The 23,351-nt window shown below is 36.3% G+C and carries 11 protein-coding genes; 5 read left to right on the top strand and 6 right to left on the bottom strand.

Translation table 11 applies throughout. The features are described from left to right. Position 1: 1 nt before the first annotated feature. The 4 genes from ACXGSQ_RS16330 to ACXGSQ_RS16315 all read right to left on the bottom strand — a co-directional run bounded on the left by ACXGSQ_RS16330 (position 2) and on the right by ACXGSQ_RS16315 (position 5,147). On the bottom strand, positions 2–1,486 hold the full coding sequence (locus tag ACXGSQ_RS16330) for a SusC/RagA family TonB-linked outer membrane protein (protein WP_458627212.1): 1,485 nt from the start codon (positions 1,484–1,486) through the stop codon (positions 2–4). Beyond that, positions 1,483–3,234 (bottom strand): TonB-dependent receptor plug domain-containing protein, encoded by a 1,752-nt coding sequence (locus ACXGSQ_RS16325; protein ID WP_458627211.1) that lies wholly within the window; start codon positions 3,232–3,234, stop codon positions 1,483–1,485. The genes ACXGSQ_RS16330 and ACXGSQ_RS16325 overlap by 4 nt, the downstream gene beginning before the upstream one ends. A 149-nt stretch (positions 3,235–3,383) precedes the next feature. Further along, on the bottom strand, positions 3,384–4,553 hold the full coding sequence (locus ACXGSQ_RS16320) for a FecR family protein (RefSeq protein ID WP_458627210.1): 1,170 nt from the start codon (positions 4,551–4,553) through the stop codon (positions 3,384–3,386). A gap of 60 nt (positions 4,554–4,613) precedes the next feature. Then, the gene (locus tag ACXGSQ_RS16315; RefSeq protein WP_458627209.1) at positions 4,614–5,147 is read right to left on the bottom strand and encodes an RNA polymerase sigma-70 factor; all 534 of its coding nucleotides are present in this window, start codon (positions 5,145–5,147) and stop codon (positions 4,614–4,616) included. A 373-nt stretch (positions 5,148–5,520) separates the two neighbouring features. On the opposite strand from ACXGSQ_RS16315, the gene ACXGSQ_RS16310 reads away from it, so the two are divergent. After that, complete coding sequence (locus ACXGSQ_RS16310) at positions 5,521–5,775, top strand: helix-turn-helix domain-containing protein (protein WP_238568459.1); 255 nt, start codon at positions 5,521–5,523, stop codon at positions 5,773–5,775. A 203-nt stretch (positions 5,776–5,978) separates the two neighbouring features. Here the strand turns inward: ACXGSQ_RS16310 and ACXGSQ_RS16305 are convergent, their stop codons facing one another. Then, positions 5,979–7,124, bottom strand: coding sequence for a restriction endonuclease subunit S (locus tag ACXGSQ_RS16305; protein WP_458627208.1), 1,146 nt, complete (start codon positions 7,122–7,124; stop codon positions 5,979–5,981). A gap of 543 nt (positions 7,125–7,667) precedes the next feature. After that, a complete protein-coding gene (locus ACXGSQ_RS16300) occupies positions 7,668–8,633 on the bottom strand; it encodes an IS110 family RNA-guided transposase (protein WP_458627094.1) in 966 nt (321 codons plus the stop codon). Between the two features lie 490 nt (positions 8,634–9,123). On the opposite strand from ACXGSQ_RS16300, the gene ACXGSQ_RS16295 reads away from it, so the two are divergent. The 4 genes from ACXGSQ_RS16295 to ACXGSQ_RS16280 all read left to right on the top strand — a co-directional run bounded on the left by ACXGSQ_RS16295 (position 9,124) and on the right by ACXGSQ_RS16280 (position 23,160). After that, a complete protein-coding gene (locus ACXGSQ_RS16295; protein WP_458627207.1) occupies positions 9,124–10,632 on the top strand; it encodes a helix-turn-helix domain-containing protein in 1,509 nt (502 codons plus the stop codon). Between the two features lie 569 nt (positions 10,633–11,201). After that, positions 11,202–20,228, top strand: a complete 9,027-nt coding sequence (locus ACXGSQ_RS16290) for an HYR-like domain-containing protein (protein ID WP_458627206.1) — start codon at positions 11,202–11,204, stop codon at positions 20,226–20,228. 28 nt (positions 20,229–20,256) lie between these two features. Further along, a complete protein-coding gene (locus ACXGSQ_RS16285; protein ID WP_458627205.1) occupies positions 20,257–21,177 on the top strand; it encodes a PorP/SprF family type IX secretion system membrane protein in 921 nt (306 codons plus the stop codon). Between the two features lie 24 nt (positions 21,178–21,201). Next, complete coding sequence (locus tag ACXGSQ_RS16280) at positions 21,202–23,160, top strand: OmpA family protein (protein ID WP_458627204.1); 1,959 nt, start codon at positions 21,202–21,204, stop codon at positions 23,158–23,160. The last annotated feature ends 191 nt before the right edge of the window (positions 23,161–23,351 follow it).

Raw genomic sequence — 23,351 nt, 5'->3', positions numbered from 1 at the left:
ATTAAAAAGCAAGCTGTATACCTACTGAAAAAATGCGTAATGGCGGTAGAGTACCACCTTGCGTGAATTCAGGGTCTGCTCCTTTAAAGGATGTAATGGTCAAAAGGTTTTGTGCTTGTAGAGACAGTCTACATTCCATATGTTTTAGTAGTTCCCTTGGGAAATTGTAGGACAATGAGATGTTTTTGAATCTTATATAAGATGCATCACTAACTGCTCCTGTACTCAAAGCAAAAAAATCACTTGCTTGTCTAGCATCTTGACTATTAGAGAACATTTGGTAAGGCTTTACGTCTCCAGGTTGGTGCCAACTATCAATATAAGCAGTCGGTTGGTTGCTTAATAAACCAGCAAAACGTTGTGTATTGGCCAAATTGAAATTTTCCTGCTTTACAAATTGAAATAGAAAATCCAGTTGAAAATTCTTATAATTGAATTGGTTAAGAACTCCTCCGTAAAACTCTGGATTGAAATCCCTAAAAGCCTCACGGTCATTTTCAAAGGTGATTTCGCCATCTCCATTTACATCTTCAAATTCATAAAGCCCTGTTTCTGGATTGACTCCTGTAAAATTAAACAGCTTTTGTATGGTTGTAGGTTGGCCCACAATGAATTGACTACGATAGCTCGACTCTTCCAATCCGGGAAAGGATAATAGTTTATTTGTGGCCTTTGTAAAATTGATATTGGCAACCCAAGAAAAATGCTCTTTTTGAATTGGTGCCAATCGCAATGTGGCTTCAAACCCTGTGTTTTCAACAGAGGCATCAAGATTCGCTTGTATTGACGAAAATCCAGTGGTTGCAGGTAATGGAAACCCAACCAATTGATTTGAAGAGCGATTTTTATACCATGACGTTGTTAGTAACATACGGTCATTTAAAAATCCAAGTTCTAAAGAGGCTTCAAACTTTTTATTGGTTTCCCAACCAAAATTGGCATTATAAAGTTGTGATGGCATTAAACCACTACTGCCTCCATACTGGAAACCTGATGAGGTATACGTATTTAAAAATTGATAGTCTCCAATTTGGTCACTCCCTGTAACTCCATAACTAGCTCTTAATTTTCCAAATGATAGCCACTCCATATTTTCAGCTATAGCAGTTTCTTTAGAAAATAGCCAAGCGGCTCCTACAGCTCCGAATGTGGCAAACTGTTTCCCAGGTCCAAATCTGCTTGAGCCATCTCGTCTTCCCGTAATGTTCAGAAAGTATTTATCTGCATAACTGTAGTTGGCTCTGCCAAAGAACGCTTGATATTTATAAACTAATTCATCATTGTTTCTAACCAATGTTTCTGATGCGGAAGCTAAATCATATAGCAGACTATTGCTGGAGAATCCACTGGCAAGAATTACAAATTTATCGCTAATCTGATTTTGGAAAGTTGCTCCTGCTAATAGCGTAAAACGCGATTTGCCAAAGTCTTTCTGCCAGTTAACTTTTGGCTCAATAATCCATGACTTTCTTTTGAAGGTATTCATGTAAACTGAAGAGTATTGGCTGCCCAAATTGTAAGCAGGACTATAAATGGTTGAAGGAATCGACCGGCTTTCATCATTATGCAGTTCCGTAAAGCCAAAGCTGGAATTAAATGAGAGATTTCATTTAACTGATAATCTATTGTGGTATTCACTATTAAATCCGTGGTAGTAGCTAAACTTTTGCTTTCCAAATTTGAAAGTGGATTTGTCCATGTGTTATCTTCCCAATTCAGATTCCCCTCATCATCAAATAGGGCTGGAGCATTAGGGGCGAGTTGCCTTGAAAGTGTTACAAAATCAATCCAGGGTAGGTCATTGTCCTGTAGAGTATAGCTTCCAGATAAATTTATATTAAATTTTCTATCCGTTGATGTATGATTGAAATTGAGTCGTGCACCACCTTTTTTATACAAGAAATCTCCAGGAAACACACTACTTTCAGTCCGATAATAACTACTCAAAATATATTTGGTTTGCGCGTTGCCTCCAGTGACAGATGCCTGTAATGCGCTAATATGGGAAGTGTCACCTATTAAGACTTTCTGCCAATCAGTATATCTGTTTTGATCCCAAGTCCCATTTATGTCATAGGCATTAAACGGATAGTCAGTGATGCCATCGTTGGCAAAAGCTTTACGTCGCATATCTAAATACTGTTCCGTATGCATTAAGTCCATCATTTTTGTAACCGTTCCGATGGAATGGGTTGAATTGATGGTTAATGTTGTTTTTCCAATTTTCCCGCCTTTTGTGGTAATAAGTACGACACCATTTGCCCCTCTCGAACCATAAATGGCGGTTGCATCTGCATCTTTCAATATTTCGATACTTTCAACATCGGCTGGATTTAGGCTTGCTAATGGGTTTCCATCTCCTGGAATGGAGCTAGATGTTTGGGCATCGCTTATGGGATCGGAAGAATAGGGAACACCATCAATAATGTAAAGTGGGTTGTTTGCATTTTCTCGAAGACTGTTCAACCCTCGAATGTTGATTCTATATCCACCACCTGCAATACCGCTTTCTTGTACAATATTTACACCAGGCATACGTCCCTGCATAGTCGCAATAACATTGGGCACGGGTTGGTCTTCAATGTCCTTTGAGGTAATTCTTGAAATGCTTCCTGTTTGCTCTTTTGACTTTACCGAATAATAGCCTGCATTAATAACCACTTCTTGTAGATTTTCGGCATCGGGTTGAAGGATAATAGGGATGATGGCTTGCCCATTAATTTGTTGTTCTATGGACTTGTAACCCAAGTACGAAACTATTAATACATCATCAGAGTTTGCCGTAATTTCATAATTCCCGTCAAAATCTGATGTGGTGCCTCTCATAGTACCTTTGATTATAATTGTGGCTCCTGCTAAGGGTACACCATTAATATCCTTAATTGTTCCTTTCACTTGTATAGGTTCCTTTTGCAAATCTTCAGAATACGTGCGTCGGATAGTTATAAGGTGCTCTTTGTTGCTGTTAATTTTAAAATTCCTAGCTGGAAGACATTGTGATAATAACGTCATCACCTTAATAACTCCGCTTTTGAGTTGGATGTTAGGGACATCGTTAAATATATCAGACTGGTAAATAAAAGTACATTCAGTTTGTTCCCCTATTAGTTCCAACACCTCATAAATAGTCATAGTCTTATCTGAGGCGATGGTCACCTTCTCGTTTTGCGAAAAAGTAGCGCTTGGTGCAAGACTAAAAACAGTAGTGCAGAATAGGAGTAATAAAGTTTTCATGATGAACATAGAAATTCCTTTCCATCGAAAGAAATGCATGCTTGTAAATTTAATTTGCATAAATTTGTGCGTTAATTGGTTTAAAACCGGTTAGTGTATAAAGGGAATTTAGCTGAGTACTGTGGAGGTAGTAGCTTTATTCCCTTTTCTTATTTAATTGTAATCGTCTTGTTTTTTATCTCATAAGCAGTTATAAATTTTGTGTTTTTAATTCCGTTTAGTATAGTATTAATATTATGTTTTCTATTTAGAAGACCACTGAAACGGACGTCTTTAAGGTCATTAGACTCAAAGGATATATCTACATCATACCATCTAGAAAGCACCTTCATAATGTCCTGTAAAGAGGTATCCTTAAAATTAAAGTAGCCCTTTACCCAAGCCACAGTATAATCCACATTCACTATAGACTTTGTCAACTGGCCTGTTCTCAAGTCTATTTGGGTTTGTTCTGTGGGGATTAATTGGGCTAAGGTGTCGTCTGTACGAATAGTTATGCGGCCCTCAACCAAGGTGGTATACATAAAGGGCTCATCGTTGTAGGCCTTTATATTAAATACGGTACCGAGAACGTCCACCTCTTGTTGTTTTGTGAGCACTTTAAAATGATTACCCTGATGCTTGGCACTGGGTGATACTTCAAAGTAAGCCTCGCCATAGACTAACTCAACAATGCGAGGCTCTCCTTCAACAAAATTTACAGGATATTTTAGTTTACTGTCTGCATTTAACCAAACTAAAGTGCCATCAGATAATGCAATTTGATACTGCCCACCTCTAGGTACTGTGAGATAATTAAAAGCTAGTTTAGAAGGGATATTGGCTTTGGTATACGTTAAGCGCTCGCCATCACTTTTAACCACATTATTTTCAAATTGGTTATCCTGTTCAAGAGCTATATCTACACCATCGTCAAGGGTTAAAATGGCTTTGTCAGTTCCTGCTGTAATTGGTAGCGGGTCTATCGTTAAAGCTGTGCTTTGGGTACGCTTATTATGTACAATATAGGTTAACGAGACTAAAGGAATAACCACGGCAGCCACTTTCATAAAAGTAGAAATAGAACGACGCTTTTTAGGTTTTAATTTACTATGGCCAGAGATACCTTCCGCTACGTTTTTCCAATCAGCCTCCTTATCAATTTGGTTAAGTAGTTCTAAGTTTTCTTTAATGTCTTTGGTAGATAGATGTTGTATAATATGCGTCTTGGCGTCATCTGAAAACAAATCAGACGCTTCCAAATCTCGTAAGCTTTTATTTTCAAGCAGGGCTTTAGATAGCTTCTTGCTGAGTATAAATATGTCTCTAAAAATTGTCATGTCAAACCTTTAATTATAACACCAAAACGACAAAAGTTAAGAGGAGGGTGCAAAAAAGAATTAAAAAATATTCATAAGACTGCCAAGAACATTCCTTAGCTTTTTATAAGCAATACGCTTTTGAGATTTAACGGTATTCTTACTGATAGAGAGTTCTTCAGCGATTTCCGCATTGGTATAGGCATTTAGCGTTAACCTAATAACAGCTTCACTTTTTTTTGGAAGTTGTTTTATGGCGATCTCTAACTGGGCATAAGTATCTATAAGCGTTAATTTGGTATAGAAAAATTCATCGCTTAACATGTAGTCAAAATCAAAATCTGGAGACTGAACTATACACCTGTAATGTTTACTTTTTAAATAATCCAAACAACGGTTTCTAACGGCTTTATATAATAAAGACTTTATCGCATAAAAATTAGGGTATTGCGTGTCTCGTTCCCAGATCTTAATAAATACCTCTTGTACAACATCTTTAGCCGTATCCATATCATTAAGATATTTGTTGGCAAATAAGCACAGCGAAGGGTAGAGGGTCTCAAAAAGTGACTTAAACCCGTCCAAATTTTTGGGGTGTACTTGGCCTTCAGACATATTGCATTGGTATTAAAAGGAAATCTTTTAAAAATTTCCTTTTTAATGTAGAGTACCAAGCGTTTTATTAATTTTCAAACTATTCAGAAAAAATAGGGCGTAGTACTCAACTTACCACGTCAGAGGTACTGGTATACCGTGCAACGATAAGAGAGCCCACGCCCGGGACGTGAGCCTATCTACTTATCATCTCGTTGCAAAAATTACCAGTTTTCTAACGTGAGATTCAAAGCGATGGCTTCAAATATTTTTATATACGAAGGATCGCAAATGTATGATTTCAAATACAAATATAAAAAAAAAATTAACTCATGGGTTTAAAGACCCATGATTTTTTGCGAGAATCTATAGAGCTTGCCTATTCACCATATGAATGATGGATTCAGAATTTAATAAAGAAGATTTTTTAATATTAGTAGGGAAGCGTATTGACTCTATAAGAGAGCAAAAGGGATTTAGCTATGAAAGAATTTCACAAGGCTGTAATATAGATGCCAGTGATATCAGTAAAATAGCAAAAGGACGTGTAAACATAATGCTATCCAGTGTAATGGAGATATCAAAAGGCTTAGAAATCCATCCAAAAGAATTATTTGATTTTAATTTGGAAGATTTATCTTGCAAGTAAAAACTATTGGAAGAGAAGCAGCCTAAAAACTACGCCAACCATATTATTATATTATTGATAACTTTAGCCATTATTTCATGTTTAATGGTGGTTTGGAAGTATACAAGCTAAATGTGATTACTTTCTCTTTTTCCATTGTTTGGTAAAGGCATCTTCTTCGACACCTAATGGAAACAAAACATAATTGAGATGTTGCGTTGGCTTTATTCTAAATGTTTTTTCAATATAGCTTCCTTCTGTTTTGGGATTTCAGCAATTTGTTTTTCAAATTCCATAATTTGTTTTTCTAATTTTTTTATATCAGAAGCAATTTTCTCTTGTTCATTTAGGCTTGGTAAAAGAATTTCTATTGGGTTTAAATTCATTACAGATAAACCTGGTTGTGCAGTTCCTGTTGCGTATTGGTTTAAATTCATATAGACCAACTTATAATGTAACCAAAATGTATTTACATTTTCTTTTGGATAAGCAACTAATGCGTGTTCCGTAGCGTGAAATTTTCCATTTACTAAATGAACATTTCCACATAATGCTCCTTGTCTACCGACTAAAGAAAATAATCCTTCATTGGTATAAGTCTTTGTGTAACCTCTTAAACCATTACCTCCATAACAAGGAAATGAATTAGGCTTAGAAATATTTTCGATATCTCCAGCTTTAACAAATTTACCAGCTTTTAATTCACAAACTTCATCTAGTCTCTTTTTAGTTCCTTTGTTGTTAGCATAGCAGTTTTGAATATCGTTTTTTAATTCCTCAATCTTCTCGACAGCTGTTTCCTTTTGTTGTTCTAAAACTTCAATTTCATCAACTATCTTTTGCTGAATCTCTAATGGTGGAAGTGGGATTTTAATATTAGAAATAGTATCTAAAGTCATTTCTATTTGTCCGCTTTGTCCAAGAGCAAGCTTTTCAATATTTTTAAAACCAATCATACCAAAAATATTCAAAGCATATTTAGGACTAATAATTTTTTGGTTAAAACGTAATATTGTAATGTGACTATCTGCTACAAAATCCCCCTCAAGGTAGAACGCAGTAACTCTTCCCGCTGTTCCTACACCAGAAGAATTCAACAATAAATCACCTTTTTGAAGTTTTCTTTCATCAATTAAGTATGATTCACTTGCAAAATATCGTTCTTTAAAATCAAATGTGTAAAAACCCCGAGCTTGACCTGATTTGATAATTTGAAGATTAGATTTCCCGTATTTAGGTGATTTACCTCTTTTCATAAGATGAGTTAAATCACCTAATTTTACTTCATTCCACTTACTTTCAATTTTCACTTTTTTTTTAATGGAAAGCGAAATATTTTTTTCAAAATCTGCTCGGTCAAATGTTAGCATATCAATTAAGTTTTGATAGCTTACGTTTTTTTGTAGGGTTTCTGGTATATCTAAATCAAAATTACTTTCTGTAAAGGCGCTGTAAATATAGGTGCTAGCTTTATTTTCGTTAATGAAACTTTTCATATCATAAAGCTGAGTACATTCATCAATGGTTTTGCTGCGCTGTATTGGGTGCATACCTTCATTCCTTCTACGATTGCTAAACTCATAACCTAGAAACTGTTTTTCTTTTGCCTTTTGCCCTGTTTTAACTAAAACGACTTTTTGATTGAATGATAGAATAAAATAGAGTAGTTTTTCTTTTTCTATTTCTAGTATTTTACTCCATTTATCATCTTCTTTTTTTGCTTTTATCTTTTTGTTGTATTCATTAAATATTTCGTGTTGCTTTATAGCTTCGTTCGGTTTTTTACTTAATAAAGTTTTGTAATCTTGGAATGAAATGTTTTCCCAAACGTGAGATACATATTTCTCTATTGGTTTTTCAATACCATTTATAGTAATGTCTTTAAGAAGAACTGAGTTAAAAAAAAAGCAATTTTAAGCTAATTTAGAAACAAAGTTTTCATCATAAGGCAAACCACTTTTTGCAATGGCAAAAGCTTGTTTTAATAACTTATTGGCAACAGCTATTAAGGCTTGTTTTTTGCGCTTCCCTTTGGCTACTATTCGTTCATAGATTTCTCTACATGCCTTATTATGCTTACAGGCCGAAAAAGCACATAAAAACAACATGTTTCTTAACTTCTTATTCCCTACTTTACTTATCCTACTGCGTCCTCTAACACTACTTCCAGATTCCCTTATTGTTGGTGTAATGCCTACATAACTGCAAAGCTGTGATGCGCTTTCAAACTTCTTAAAACCATCTGTTACAACTATTAAAAACAAAGCAGTTTTTATGCCTATTCCTGGAATGCTATTTAATAAGGTTAATTGGTGTTGCTGATCTTGTTTTACTAGTTCCAACAACCTTAATTCTATGCCTTTAATCTCGTTGTCTAAATGCTTTAAATCTCGTTTTAAAGACTGATAAACATATTTCGATGGAATACCTAAGACTTCCTCGCCATGTTTCTTATTCTTGGTCTGGGTGCGTTTCTTTAAATAATTATCCAACAATCTAAAGAGTTGTAGACATTCTGCTTGAATAGCTGTCAAGGCACTGTACATTGGCAAATTGTTCATCGTTCCATACTCACAAATCGCTTTTGCATCACTCTTATCTGTTTTTACTTTAGCCAATTTCATCTGTATAAAGCGTTTAACTGACAATGGGTTTACTACTGATACTGCTACTTCGTTTTTATCTAAAAACTGAGCTAACCTGTAATGATAATAGCCTGTAGCTTCCATAACTACCAAAGCTGCTTTAGGTAGCTTTTTTAATAGTGTTTTAAAGCCTTTTTCATCATTATTTAATTGAATATGACCTATAGACTCGCAATACACATCAAAAACATTTTTACTAATGTCAATACCATAAATTTCTTTATCTTTATTCATAAAAAATGAGTTTTAGAAAGGACATTCTACTTTACTTTCAACAACTTAAAAACGAGATCTTGGTCTCACAGAACTGAACGAAATTTAGGTAGAAAAAGAGAGAGGATTATCAATGTTGTCGAAGTCTTGGCTTCACCGTGTATACTAACCTTAATTCTCTCTTTTGTACTTTCTGATTTATTAATCTAATTTAATAATTTGCAAACTTAAGCCGTCTATAATTAAATGCTTTGGTAAGTGTTAATTTAGAAAAATTTTTCAGAATTATCTCGGGTTCGTATTTGTTTGTTAAATTTATCAGTAGTAGTTTAATCATGTTTCTAACTATCATCAATGGTTATAGGTAATTAGAGGAAAAAATAACGAAAAAATAAACTTTGTAATGCTAAATAAAACGATAAATGATATCAAATTTAGATAAATGGTTATATATATTGTGATTTGTGTTTTATTGTAAGAATTTATTAGCTTTGTTTTACAACTCCCCAATATGAAGGCTTTATTTTATATTTCACTTTTCTTTCCTTGTATTCTTTTTTCTCAAATCCATCAACCTAAAAAATTTGATTCTATTTATTATGATGTAGCAGTAAATATTTCTTCTGCTAATCCAACTAAAGCATTATATGTAGCTGACTCGTTATATATTTATTCAATTAATAATAAACAAAAAGTAAAAACTTTAATGCTTATAGCTGATATTTTGGAGAAACAAGAAAAGAGAGGAAGCGCAATTATTAAAGCATTGAAAGCTCTTGATATAGCGATAAAAGATGAAGATTATATATGGCAAGCTAGAATTTATGGTTTTTTATCGACGCAGTACAGAACTATAGGGTTTATTGATGAAGGAAAAAAAAAATTAAAAAAAGGAGTAGAAGCTAGTAATCATTTTAGTGATAAAAAACAAGTGTTAAAGTATAATGCCATGAGTAATCATGAAATGGCAGAATATGCATTTGCTGAGGAAGATTATCATAAGGCTATTGAATATTTAGAGTTAGCTATGCTTTCATATGAAAAGGAAGAAAATCCACAGCTCAAATTTTTTTTTCTTGCTAATGCAGAACAAGTGTTAGGACGTTCTTATAGATATTTAAATAAAAATAAAAAAGCATTCTTTCATTTTTCCAAAGCCAATTTACATGTTGGTCAATCTGGCTCAGAAAATTCATTATGGGCTGCTTTGATTTATCAAGGTTTAGGAGATGCTTTCTTACAAAGAAAAAAACTGGATAGTGCTAAATTCTATTTAAATAAAGCTTTAGTTATTTCTGAAAAAAGTAATCACGATGAATTAAAAGCAAAAGTATACAAGAGTTTGTCAGAATATTATCAAAAGAAAAATGTCTTGGATAGTTTTAGTATGTTTAATAATAAATATATTACTGTTTTAAATAGAAATAATAGCAATAAAAAGTTAATGATTAATAGAGCCTATAGAGCTCTGGGTAAACAGTCAAATAATAAAATGTTAGATGATTATGTTTATGTAATTGTAGCTGTTATGTTTTTTGTGATTGTTGTTTTTTATTTTTATAGCAATAAAAATCGTAATAAAAAGGGCTTGTTTTTTAAGGGTAAAAATAAAATGCAAGTAATACATAAGGATGGATTATCGGATTGTGCTCTTTCTGAAAAAACAGAGAATGAATTATTAGAAAAGTTAAAGCAGTTTGAAAATTCTAAAAAGTTTTTAGATAAAAATATTTCATTACCTACGGTTATTGGACAGTTAAATACTAATACTAAATATTTTAGGCAGATACTTAAAAAGTATAGAGAGACAGATTTTAATAGTTATATAAATGAATTACGTATCCAATATATTTTGAATAAGTTGAATACCGATAAAAAGTATTTGAGTTATAAAATTAGTTTTTTAGCTGATGAATGTGGTTTTTCTTCTCACAGTAAATTTTCAGCTAGTTTTAAAACGATTACTGGTGTTTCTCCTTCAAATTATATCAATAATCTTAAAAATAATCCAGCAGCTTAATTTTTTAGTAAGATAAAATGGTTTTCTTTTTCTGCAGCTTTAAAGAATCTTAATATATATACTTTTGTTGGTAGGGCGTTGCTATTTAGATTTTTTGAAATCTTTCGCTTAAGTACCTTATTTTGATATAGGACCTTAATAGCTATTGTTTTATTCTGTCATGATAATTAAACCCTTTATTTATCAATTCTATAATTTTCTTTTTTCACTACTTTAATTTTTAATAACTCCTCATTTGCTTTAATATTTATTAAGGCTTTCTGTATTATATTTTAATTCATTGAGATGATATGAGTATTATGAATATAAAGTTAGTATTGTTTTTAATGTACTTACGTTTTTTGATTTGAATATCATGAAGTGTTTCTTTTAACTATCTGTTTGTGTGTTAGTTGTTGGGTTTTGGTGGAGCCGTTTTTAGTGAATTTTATCTATGTATTTAGCGGAAAACAGCTATTTTTTTAGCGGAAAACAGCTGCTTCTTAAGTTTTAGGTTGCAACTAACTGCTTAAATTGTTAACAAATTTTTAAAGAGTTAAAAAGAATAACAACCTATATAATTAAAGTTCATGAAAAAAAAATACGTTTTAATACTATTGTTAGGAGTTTTCTTCTTACAATTAGGTTTTTCCCAAGAAATTTGCAACAACGGTCTAGACGACGATGCCGATGGGTATGTAGATGAACACGATCCAGACTGTTATGTTGCTACATTTCCATCATGTGTATCACCAGCACCAGCACCAGATTTTTCCATTGAATTGGCTTTACAAGGGCCAGCAAATACATTAGACCCTTCTTTGGCTCCTACTATTGGGGATTTGGATGGAGATGGTACACCTGAGATTATTGCTCCTTTAGGAAATACTGCAAAAGGATACATGACTTATCATGTAGATAATGGGGCACTCGTAGATGCTGGTGTTAATTTTGACCTTCCTTTATATGTTGGATCTGCAGCTGGAACAATTGTGCAGCCAGCTATTGCAGATATCGATAAAGATGGGTATCCAGAGGTTGTTACAGTAGGTAATAATGGTTATGTATATGTATTTGCTAACACAGGGGGAAGTTCTACAACTTATAAATACAGATCAGACCTTACTACATTTATCAGGTACGGTTCTCCAAGAGTCGCGGACATCGATGAAGATGGGGTGCCTGAAATTGTTGTTGGTTCTAGTGTTTTTAAATTTGATTTGATAAACAATACCTTAAATAGGGTTATTTATATGGGGACAGGTTATCCTCGTGGGAGTACTTATAATAATGTCACAACAGATCCTGTGATAGTTGATATATTGCCGTCTAACCCAGGAAAAGAAATTGTAGCAGGTTCTGTTGTTTATGGGGTAGATTTAACAGCAGGTACTTTTACTGTTTTAAAAAATTTATACAATATTGATACTCGTTTTGGACAGTGGGCAGATGGACCTACAGCGGTTGGTGATTTAGATTTAGATGGAGATTTAGATGTAGTTTTTAATACTGGAAGTTATATAGTGGCTTGGGATCCTAATGGGGATCAAACATTAATTATTAAAGGTTCAACCTCAGGAACCCAGTTAACTGGTATGCCTGCTATTTCTAACGTTTATAATGATATTACAAACGATGGAAAAACAGAAGATTATCCGGAAGTTTTGTTATGCGAAAGATTTAAATTAACTGCTTTTAATGTACAAAAATCAGGATATCAAGTATGGAGTTTAGCAACATCAGATACATCAGGGGGGACGGGGGTTACGTCTTTCGATTTTAATGGCGATGGGGTACAGGAAATTGTTTATAATGATGAAACTAATATTCGTATTATAGATGGAAGTACTACAAGCCCTACAGACTTAGCAGCCTTTAATTCGGGAACGTTAACATGGAGCGAACATCCGGTAGTAGCAGATGTAGATAATGATGGACAGGCAGAAATGATTGCTTTTACAGGAGACGCTCAAGCAGGGAACGGAGAAGGTCGTATCAATATTTTTAAAGCAGGGGCAGGAACAGTTTGGCAACCTGCAAGAAATATGTGGAATCAACGTGGGTATCGTGTGGTAAATATAAAAGACGATTTAACCATTCCAGCTGAAGAAACAGATGTGTCTAGCTTTATGCCAATAACATCTACTACGTCTAGAGCTTTAAATCAATATAACTCACAATTTAATCCAAATAATTTAGTATTAGAACCTGGTACGGTTGCCGCTACAGATGCGCAAATAGATAGTGCAACATATAATTTAGTTACCAATCAATTAATATTAGAGGTAAGTGTTTTAGGAGAAACAGATTTAATTGCTGGAACTCCCATAAGTGTATACGATGGAGATCCAACTACTACGGCGGCTACTATAATAGCGTCAACTGCTACAACTTCTGTTATTGCGGCAGGTAGCTCACAAATTATTACAATTTCTATTCCTTCTACACCTGTAAATACACTTCATCCAATAATTAATGATGATGCTTCTATGGCTACACCTTTTGATTTGGTTAATTTTCCATCAACAGGAATCGTGGAGTGTGATTATTTAAACAATATAAGTGCAGCAATTGATGATACCGATGGAGATGGTGTAAATGATGATGATGATTTAGATGATGATAATGATGGGATACTCGACACGGCTGAATGTGGTTGCCAAGCAAATCCATTTTTGAATGGCTCATTTGAAGATCCTTATACTGATGACCTTATAATTGTAGACCAAAGTCAAGTACCAGGCTGGGAAACCACAGCCTTAGATGGGCAAATAGAGATATGGTCTGATTCGCGTGGAATTCCCGCCGTAGGGCGCCAATTTGTAGAACTTAACGCCTATGAAGTTTCTACTCTTTTTCAGACGTTTTGTATAAATGGCGAAGGAGGAACAGTAAACTGGGAGGTTTATCACAGGGGAAGGTTAGGAACTGACGTGGCAGAAGTTCTAATAGGCGAAACGCTAGCCACAGCCACTACCCAACAAATAATGTCTGATGGAAGCACCGCATGGGGCTTTTATTCTGGAACTTATGTAATCCCTCCTGGTGTTACAGATCTGGTAATTGCGTTTGAATCTGTGTCAGCCGCAGGTGGTGATAATTCAGTAGGTAATTTTTTAGATGGTATTACTGTTACCATCAACAACCCTTGCCCAGATACTGATGGTGACGGTATAGAAGATAAAGATGATTTAGACAGTGATGGAGATGGCTGTAGCGATGCCGATGAAGCTTATGGCTCTGTTGATGCAGATGGCAATGATGGCGGGCAATATGGTGTTGAAGGAGCAACCTTAGCAAATGGTCGCGTAAATAGCAATGGTATTGTAATTGCCGCAGGTATAAATGGCCTAGGTGATACTTATAATACCTTACCGCAAACTACATCAAATGGTCAAAACGCATTTCAGCAAGGAATAACTATTGATATTAGTACAGTACCCATTGATATTGAAGCTTGTGAAGGGACAGAAGCAATTTTTAGCGCTATAGCTGAAACTACCGTGCTTGTAACAGACCCTCTTACTACAGCTAGTACAGATGTAACTTATCAATGGCAGTTAAGTACAGATGGCGGAACAACTTTTTCTGATATATCAGGTGAAACAGGCACTATAGCAAGTGGTGCAACCGCTAGTTTATCTTTTACAGCAGATGCAAGTATGGATGGTAATCTATATAAGGTATTGTTTACAAATGAGGCTAATATTTGTTTTGAAGAAGCATCAGCTGAACTTACAGTGAATGCTTTTACAGCTGAAAGCGAAACTACAACTTGTAATGTAGGTGTGTATTCTTATAATATAGAAATTGAATTAAATGGAGTGGCACCTTACACCGTAACAGGTACAGGAGCTCCTGGGACAATTGTAGGGAACATTTGGACTTCAGGTGATATTGCTGGAGGAACAAACTATAATGTTTTATTTACTGATAGTAATTCATGTGAAGTAAATATAATTGATGATGCACCAATTTGTTGCATATATGAAGTGACTTGTCCAACATTTCCAACAAGTACGGTTCAATGTTATGGGGATTTGCCGTCACAAACAATTTATAGTGAGGTAGAATTTGAATCTTTAGGTAATGGAGATGGTCTTATAGGTGATATACCTTGTGGTATCATTGAAATTACAGCAAGTAATAGTGCAGACACGGGAACTTGTACGCAAACAGTTACAAGAACATATACTATTACAGAATATGAGGATACTAATAATAATGGATCTAGAGATTTAGGAGAGGATGTTGTTCTTAATACAACAGATTGTACGCAAACCATCACAGTAGAGGATACTACAACCCCAACATTCAATGAAACCTTACCAACAGATATCACAGTAGAATGTGATGCGGTACCAACGGCAGAAGTATTAACCGCAACAGATAACTGTGGTACTGCAACGGTAAGTTTCAATGAAACAAGTGTAGCAGGAAGTTGTTCAGGAAACTATGTATTAACAAGAGAATGGACAGCAACCGATGCTTGTGGCTTAACTACGGTTCATAGGCAAACGATCACGGTAGAAGACACTACAGCACCAACCTTCAATGAAGCTTTACCAGCAGATATAACTTTAGAATGTGATGGTGTACCAACAGCAGAAGTATTAACTGCTTCCGATAACTGTGGTACAGCAACGGTTAGTTTTAATGAGACTACAGTAGCAGGGTCTTGTTCTGGAAACTATACGATAACAAGAGCATGGACAGCAACGGATGCCTGTGGCTTAACTACGGTGCATACGCAAGTAATCACAGTAGAGGATACTACAACCCCAACATTCAATGAAACCTTACCAACAGATATCACAGTAGAATGTGATGCGGTACCAACGGCAGAAGTATTAACCGCAACAGATAACTGTGGTACTGCAACGGTAAGTTTCAATGAAGCAAGTGTAGCAGGAAGTTGTTCAGGAAACTATGTATTAACAAGAGAATGGACAGCAACCGATGCTTGTGGCTTAACTACGGTTCATAGGCAAACTATTACGGTAGAAGATACGACAGCACCAACCTTCAATGAAGCTTTACCAGCAGATATCACAGTAGAATGTGATGCGGTACCATCGGCAGAAGTATTAACCGCAACAGATAACTGTGGTACTGCAACGGTAAGTTATAATGAAACAAGTGTAGCAGGAAGTTGTTCTGGAAACTATGTATTAACAAGAGAATGGACAGCAACCGACGCTTGTGGCTTAACGACTGTGCATACGCAAACGATCACGGTAGAAGATACGACAGCACCAACGTTTAATGAAACCTTACCAACAGATATCACAGTAGAATGTGATGCGGTACCAACAGCAGAAGTGTTAACTGCTTCCGATAACTGTGGTACTGCAACGGTAAGTTTTAATGAGACTACAGTAGCAGGGTCTTGTTCTGGAAACTATACGATAACAAGAGAATGGACAGCAACCGACGCTTGTGGCTTAACGACTGTGCATACGCAAACGATCACGGTAGAAGATACGACAGCACCAACGTTTAATGAAACCTTACCAACAGATATCACAGTAGAATGTGATGCGGTACCAACAGCAGAAGTGTTAACTGCTTCCGATAACTGTGGTACTGCAACGGTAAGTTTTAATGAGACTACAGTAGCAGGGTCTTGTTCTGGAAACTATACGATAACAAGAGCATGGACAGCAACGGATGCCTGTGGCTTAACTACGGTGCATACGCAAGTAATCACAGTAGAGGATACTACAACCCCAACATTCAATGAGACCTTACCAGCAGATGTTACTGTAGAATGTGATGCGGTACCAACGGCAGAAGTATTAACCGCAACAGATAACTGTGGTACTGCAACGGTAAGTTATAATGAAACAAGTGTAGCAGGAAGTTGTTCTGGAAACTATGTATTAACAAGAGCGTGGACAGCAACCGACGCTTGTGGCTTAACGACTGTGCATACGCAAACGATCACGGTAGAAGATACGACAGCACCAACGTTTAATGAAACCTTACCAACAGATATCACAGTAGAATGTGATGCGGTGCCAATAGCAGAAGTGTTAACTGCTTCCGATAACTGTGGTACTGCAACGGTAAGTTTTAATGAGACTACAGTAGCAGGGTCTTGTTCTGGAAACTATGTATTAACAAGAGCGTGGACAGCAACCGACGCTTGTGGCTTAACGACTGTGCATACGCAAACGATCACGGTAGAAGACACGACAGCACCAACGTTTAATGAAACCTTACCAACAGATATCACAGTAGAATGTGATGCGGTACCAACGGCAGAAGTATTAACCGCAACAGATAACTGTGGTACTGCAACGGTAAGTTTTAATGAGACTACAGTAGCAGGGTCTTGTTCTGGAAACTATACGATAACAAGAGCGTGGACAGCAACCGACGCTTGTGGCTTAACGACTGTGTATATGCAAACCATCACGGTAGCAGACACGACAGCACCAACCTTCAATGAAACCTTACCAACAGATATTACAGTAGAATGTGATGGTGTACCAGCAGCGGAAACATTAACCGCTTCGGATAACTGTGGAACAGCAACGGTAAGTTTCAATGAAACAAGTGTAGCAGGAAGTTGTTCAGGAAACTATGTATTAACAAGAGCGTGGACAGCAACGGATGCTTGTGGCCTTACTACGGTGCATACGCAAACGATCACGGTAGAAGACACTACAGCACCAACGTTTAATGAAACCTTACCAACAGATATCACAGTAGAATGTGATGCGGTACCAATGGCAGAAGTATTAACTGCTTCGGATAACTGTGGAACAGCAACGGTAAGTTTCAATGAAACAAGTGTAGCAGGAAGTTGTTCTGGAAACTATGTATTAACAAGAGAATGGACAGCAACCGATACTTGTGGCTTAACTACGGTTCATACGCAAACGATCACTGTAGAAGATACGACAGCCCCAACATTCAATGAAACCTTACCAGCAGATATCACAGTAGAATGTGATGGTGTACCAGCAGCGGAAACATTAACCGCTTCGGATAACTGTGGAACAGCAACGGTAAGTTTCAATGAAACAAGTGTAGCAGGAAGTTGTTCAGGAAACTATGTATTAACAAGAGCGTGGACAGCAACGGATGCTTGTGGCTTAACTACGGTGCATACGCAAGTAATCACAGTAGAGGATACTACAACCCCAACATTCAATGAGACCTTACCAGCAGATGTTACTGTAGAATGTGATGCGGTACCAACGGCAGAAGTATTAACCGCAACAGATAACTGTGGTACTGCAACGGTAAGTTATAATGAAACAAGTGTAGCAGGAAGTTGTTCTGGAAACTATGTATTAACAAGAGCGTGGACAGCAACCGACGCTTGTGGCTTAACGACTGTGCATACGCAAACGATCACGGTAGAAGATACGACAGCACCAACGTTTAATGAAACCTTACCAACAGATATCACAGTAGAATGTGATGCGGTGCCAATAGCAGAAGTGTTAACTGCTTCCGATAACTGTGGTACTGCAACGGTAAGTTTTAATGAGACTACAGTAGCAGGGTCTTGTTCTGGAAACTATACGATAACAAGAGCGTGGACAGCAACCGACGCTTGTGGCTTAACGACTGTGTATATGCAAACCATCACGGTAGCAGACACGACAGCACCAACCTTCAATGAAACCTTACCAACAGATATTACAGTAGAATGTGATGGTGTACCAGCAGCGGAAACATTAACCGCTTCGGATAACTGTGGAACAGCAACGGTAAGTTTCAATGAAACAAGTGTAGCAGGAAGTTGTTCAGGAAACTATGTATTAACAAGAGCGTGGACAGCAACGGATGCTTGTGGCCTTACTACGGTGCATACGCAAACGATCACGGTAGAAGACACTACAGCACCAACGTTTAATGAAACCTTACCAACAGATATCACAGTAGAATGTGATGCGGTACCAATGGCAGAAGTATTAACTGCTTCGGATAACTGTGGAACAGCAACGGTAAGTTTCAATGAAACAAGTGTAGCAGGAAGTTGTTCTGGAAACTATGTATTAACAAGAGAATGGACAGCAACCGATACTTGTGGCTTAACTACGGTTCATACGCAAACGATCACGGTAGAAGATACGACAGCACCAACGTTTAATGAAACCTTACCAACAGATATCACAGTAGAATGTGATGCGGTACCAATGGCAGAAGTATTAACTGCTTCGGATAACTGTGGAACAGCAACGGTAAGTTTCAATGAAACAAGTGTAGCAGGAAGTTGTTCTGGAAACTATGTATTAACAAGAGAATGGACAGCAACCGATACTTGTGGCTTAACTACGGTTCATACGCAAACGATCACTGTAGAAGATACGACAGCCCCAACATTCAATGAAACCTTACCAGCAGATATCACAGTAGAATGTGATGGTGTACCAGCAGCGGAAACATTAACCGCTTCGGATAACTGTGGAACAGCAACGGTAAGTTTCAATGAAACAAGTGTAGCAGGAAGTTGTTCAGGAAACTATGTATTAACAAGAGCGTGGACAGCAACGGATGCTTGTGGCTTAACTACTGTGCATACGCAAGTAATCACAGTAGAGGATACTACAACCCCAACATTCAATGAGACCTTACCAGCAGATATCACAGTAGAATGTGATGGTGTACCAACGGCAGAGGTATTAACAGCTTCTGATAACTGTGGTACAGCAACGGTAAGTTATGATGAAACAACTACTGCAGGATCATGTTCAGGAAACTATATCTTAATCAGAGAATGGACAGCAACAGATGCTTGTGGCTTAACTACGGTTCATACGCAAACGATCACGGTAGAAGACACTACAGCACCAACCTTCAATGAAGCTTTACCAGCAGATGTTACTGTAGAATGTGATGAAGATGTGCCAAGTGCACCAACCTTAACGGCATTCGACAACTGTGGTATGGCAACTGTAGTATTTAATGAGACGATTACAGACGGATCATGTTTGGGTAATTATACAATAACTAGAACCTGGACAGCAACGGATGCATGTGATAACCAATCAGTTTATTCACAGTATATTTTTGTAGTAGATACCACAGCACCGATATTTACAGGGGTCTTGCCAGAAGATACTTATGCTTCTTGTGACGCCATTCCAGAGGCAGCAGAATTATCAGCAATAGACAGTTGTTCATCAGAGGTAAGTATCGTATTGAACGAGTATGAGGAAGCTGGAGAATGTAATAATAAATATGATTTGATTAGAGAATGGACTGCAACAGATGCATGTGGAAACAGTTCAGCCTATGTGCAGGTAGTTCATTTAACCTGTAAAATAAAAGGGGAAGATATCCACAATGCGGTGAATTTAGATAATTCTGTTTACGACAACTATTTTGTAATAGAAGGTATTGATTGTTTTCCAGACAATAGGGTTCGGGTATTTAATAGATGGGGAGTAGAGGTATATTCTCAAAAAAGCTATAATAATGAAGATAAGGCTTTTAGAGGGTACTCTGATGGGAGAGCAACTATTGAAGATTCTAACGGTCTTCCAACAGGAAATTACTTCTATATCATAGAATATAAGTACAGTTATGATGGAGGAGAGACCTATGAAATATTAGATCAATCAGGATTCTTATATGTAAATAATAATAACAAATAAACAAGTGATGACGAAATATATAAAACTTATGAGAGCTACTATATTCATAGCCATGTTAGCGGTATCTCAAATAGTACTTAGTCAACAAGATTCCCAGTACACTCAATATATGTATAATACTCAAACGGTTAATCCTGCGTATGCAGGTAACCGTGGAGTATTGAGTTTTGCAGGTCTATATAGAACTCAGTGGGTAGGGATAAATGGTGCCCCAGAGACTATGAATTTTTCGGTAAATTCTCCAGTAAGCGAGCGCGTAGGATTAGGCTTATCCTTCTTTAACGATGAGATAGGAATTTCTACAGAGAATAATGTAGTAATAGATTTTTCATACACATTACCTTTAAATGATGATGAATTATATTTATCATTTGGCTTAAAGGGTGGTCTTAATATTTTAGATGTAGATTATGGTAAGCTAAATCCGAATGATATTACAGATCCGGCATTCCATCCTTCTAATAATATCGATGGCCAGTTATCAACGATAATAGGAGCAGGTTTATATTTACGCCATAGAGACAAATGGTATTTAGGATTCTCAGTACCGTCATTTTTAGAGACTGAGCATTATGATGATGTTACAATAAGTACAGCAAGCGAGTTGATGCACTTGTATTTGATAGGGGGGTATGTTTTTGATTTGTCACCAGATTGGAGGTTTAAGCCAGCGTTTTTATTAAAAGCAGTAGATGGTGCTCCATTAGCAGCAGATCTATCGGCCAACTTTCTATATGCCAATAAGCTAACTTTAGGAGCTGCCTATAGATGGGATAGCGCCTTGAGTGGATTATTAGGATTTCAAGTAACAGAGCGTATAATGTTAGGATATGCCTATGATTATGATTTAACTGATATACGTAATTATAGTGGTGGTTCTCATGAAATTTTCCTTCGCTTCGAGTTAGGAAAGCAAGGTTCCGGAATTATCAACCCAAGATTCTTTTAATTCTAACTAACAACAAAACAAGATATGATGACAATAATAAAAATAGGAAAGTCCTCTATAAAACACTTATTAGCGTTATTGATGCTATCAATAAGTATTTTTGCACAAGGTCAATCAAAGCTAAAGAAAGCAGACGAAGCCTTTGTTAGTAAGTCTTACATGGAAGCTGCCAAGATTTATGAGCGTGTCGCAGAGAAAGGGTATAAGTCTGAGGAGTTATTACAGAAATTAGGAGACAGCTATTATTTTAATGGAAAATATGAAGAGGCTTCGCAGTGGTATGGAGAATTATTTACAATGAATAGCTCTCAACCATCAGAATATCTATTAAGATATGCCCAGTCATTAAAAGCGACTGGAGAAGATTCAAAGGGAGAGACGTATTTTGATCGTTACATACTTGAATCAGGTTTAGATAATGAAACACATGGAGCTCAAGTATCAGTAACACGTTATAAGAAAATGATCGAGGCCAACTCAGGGCGTTATGATTTATGGTATGTACCATTCAATACAGAAGGAATAGATTATGGAGTAAGTTTTAAGGAAGAAGGACAATTAGTATTTGCTTCAACAAGAAATAAAGGAGTATTGAGAAATCGCCTTAGTTCATGGGACGGCTTACCATTTTTGGATCTATACAGTGTAGAAGTAGCAAACGATACGGTATTTGGTACACCAAAGGCCTTAAAAGGCGATGTCAATGCAAAGTACCATGAGTCGACGGCTTGTTTTACTAAAGACGGAAAGACGATGTACTTTACCCGAACCAATCCTCAACCATCCGAAGAAGAGGGGGTAGATTTATACCATTTAGAGGTTTATACAGCCACATATGACGATGGGAAATGGAAGTCCGTAGAATCATTATCAATAAATGGAGAAGGTTTTAACACGGCTCATCCAGTGTTGTCCCTAGATGAAACAAGATTGTATTTTGCATCAGACCGTCCAGGTGGCTATGGGGCTGTAGATTTGTATTATGTAGAATTAGACGAAGGCGAATTAGGGGCTATTGTAAATCTTGGATCTGCAATCAATACCAGTGGACGTGAGTCTTTTCCTTTTGTATCCTCAGAGAATGAGTTTTATTTTTCATCAGATGGGCATTTTGGTTTGGGAGGTTATGATGTGTTCTACCATAAGATGAACTCAGAGGGAGAATTTGTAGGGAATCTGTTGAATGTAGGAGAACCAATAAACTCAAGTTTTGATGATGTATGTTACATTGTAAAAAACAAACGCGGATTTATAAGTTCAAATCGTACAATAGAAGGAGAAGAAGTATATGATAACATTTATACTTTCTTAGAAAAAACTCCAATAAAAGATATTTACTTGAAGAGTCTTTTACATGGAGTCGTAACAGACAAATCTACACAATTGCCATTGCCAGGAGCGAAAGTAGAGGTGTTGGACGTAGAAAATCATGTTATAGCAACTTTAATCACGGATGAACAAGGAAGATATTCAGAAGAAGTAGCCTATGAGCCATCATATGTATTAAAGGTAACGAAAGAGAATTATAGCAGTGCTGATGGCTATTCGGAAAAGGAACAAGAGGATAGAGAGCACAATTTTGAATTATCACCAGTAGAGAATGTTATAGAGCCAGGTACCGACTTAGCTAAGGTATTAAATATTCCCATTATTTACTTTGATTTTGATAAGTCAAATATCCGTCCAGATGCAGAAGTAGAGCTTCAGAAGTTAGTAGAAGCATTGAATATGTATCCTGAATTAAAGATCGATATACGATCACATACAGATAGTAGAGGAAGTGATCGTTACAATGAAGCCCTATCATCAAGACGAGCAGCATCTACAATGCGTTATTTAATATCAGAAGGTATCTCTAAAGATCGATTGACAAGCAAAGGCTATGGAGAATACCAATTAGTGAATCATTGTAGTAATGGTGTACCTTGTAGTAAAGCAGAACATCAAGCCAATAGACGAAGTGAATTTATTGTCGTAGAATAATGGTTTAAACCTTTACTTTTTTCCCTAATCTTGAATAAGATTAGGGAAAAAAGTAAAGGTAGAGGTTTATAAATTGTTATTTAACGTAAATAAAATAGAATGAATATTTTAAACTGCCCTCCCTTCACAAATTTCCCCTAAGATTTGATTAAATAGCAGCGGAGGAGAGGGCTTTTATGATTTGAATTTTG

It is taken from the genome of Winogradskyella sp. PC D3.3, from assembly GCF_054366245.1.
This window is presented reverse-complemented; position numbering and strand designations above follow the sequence as displayed.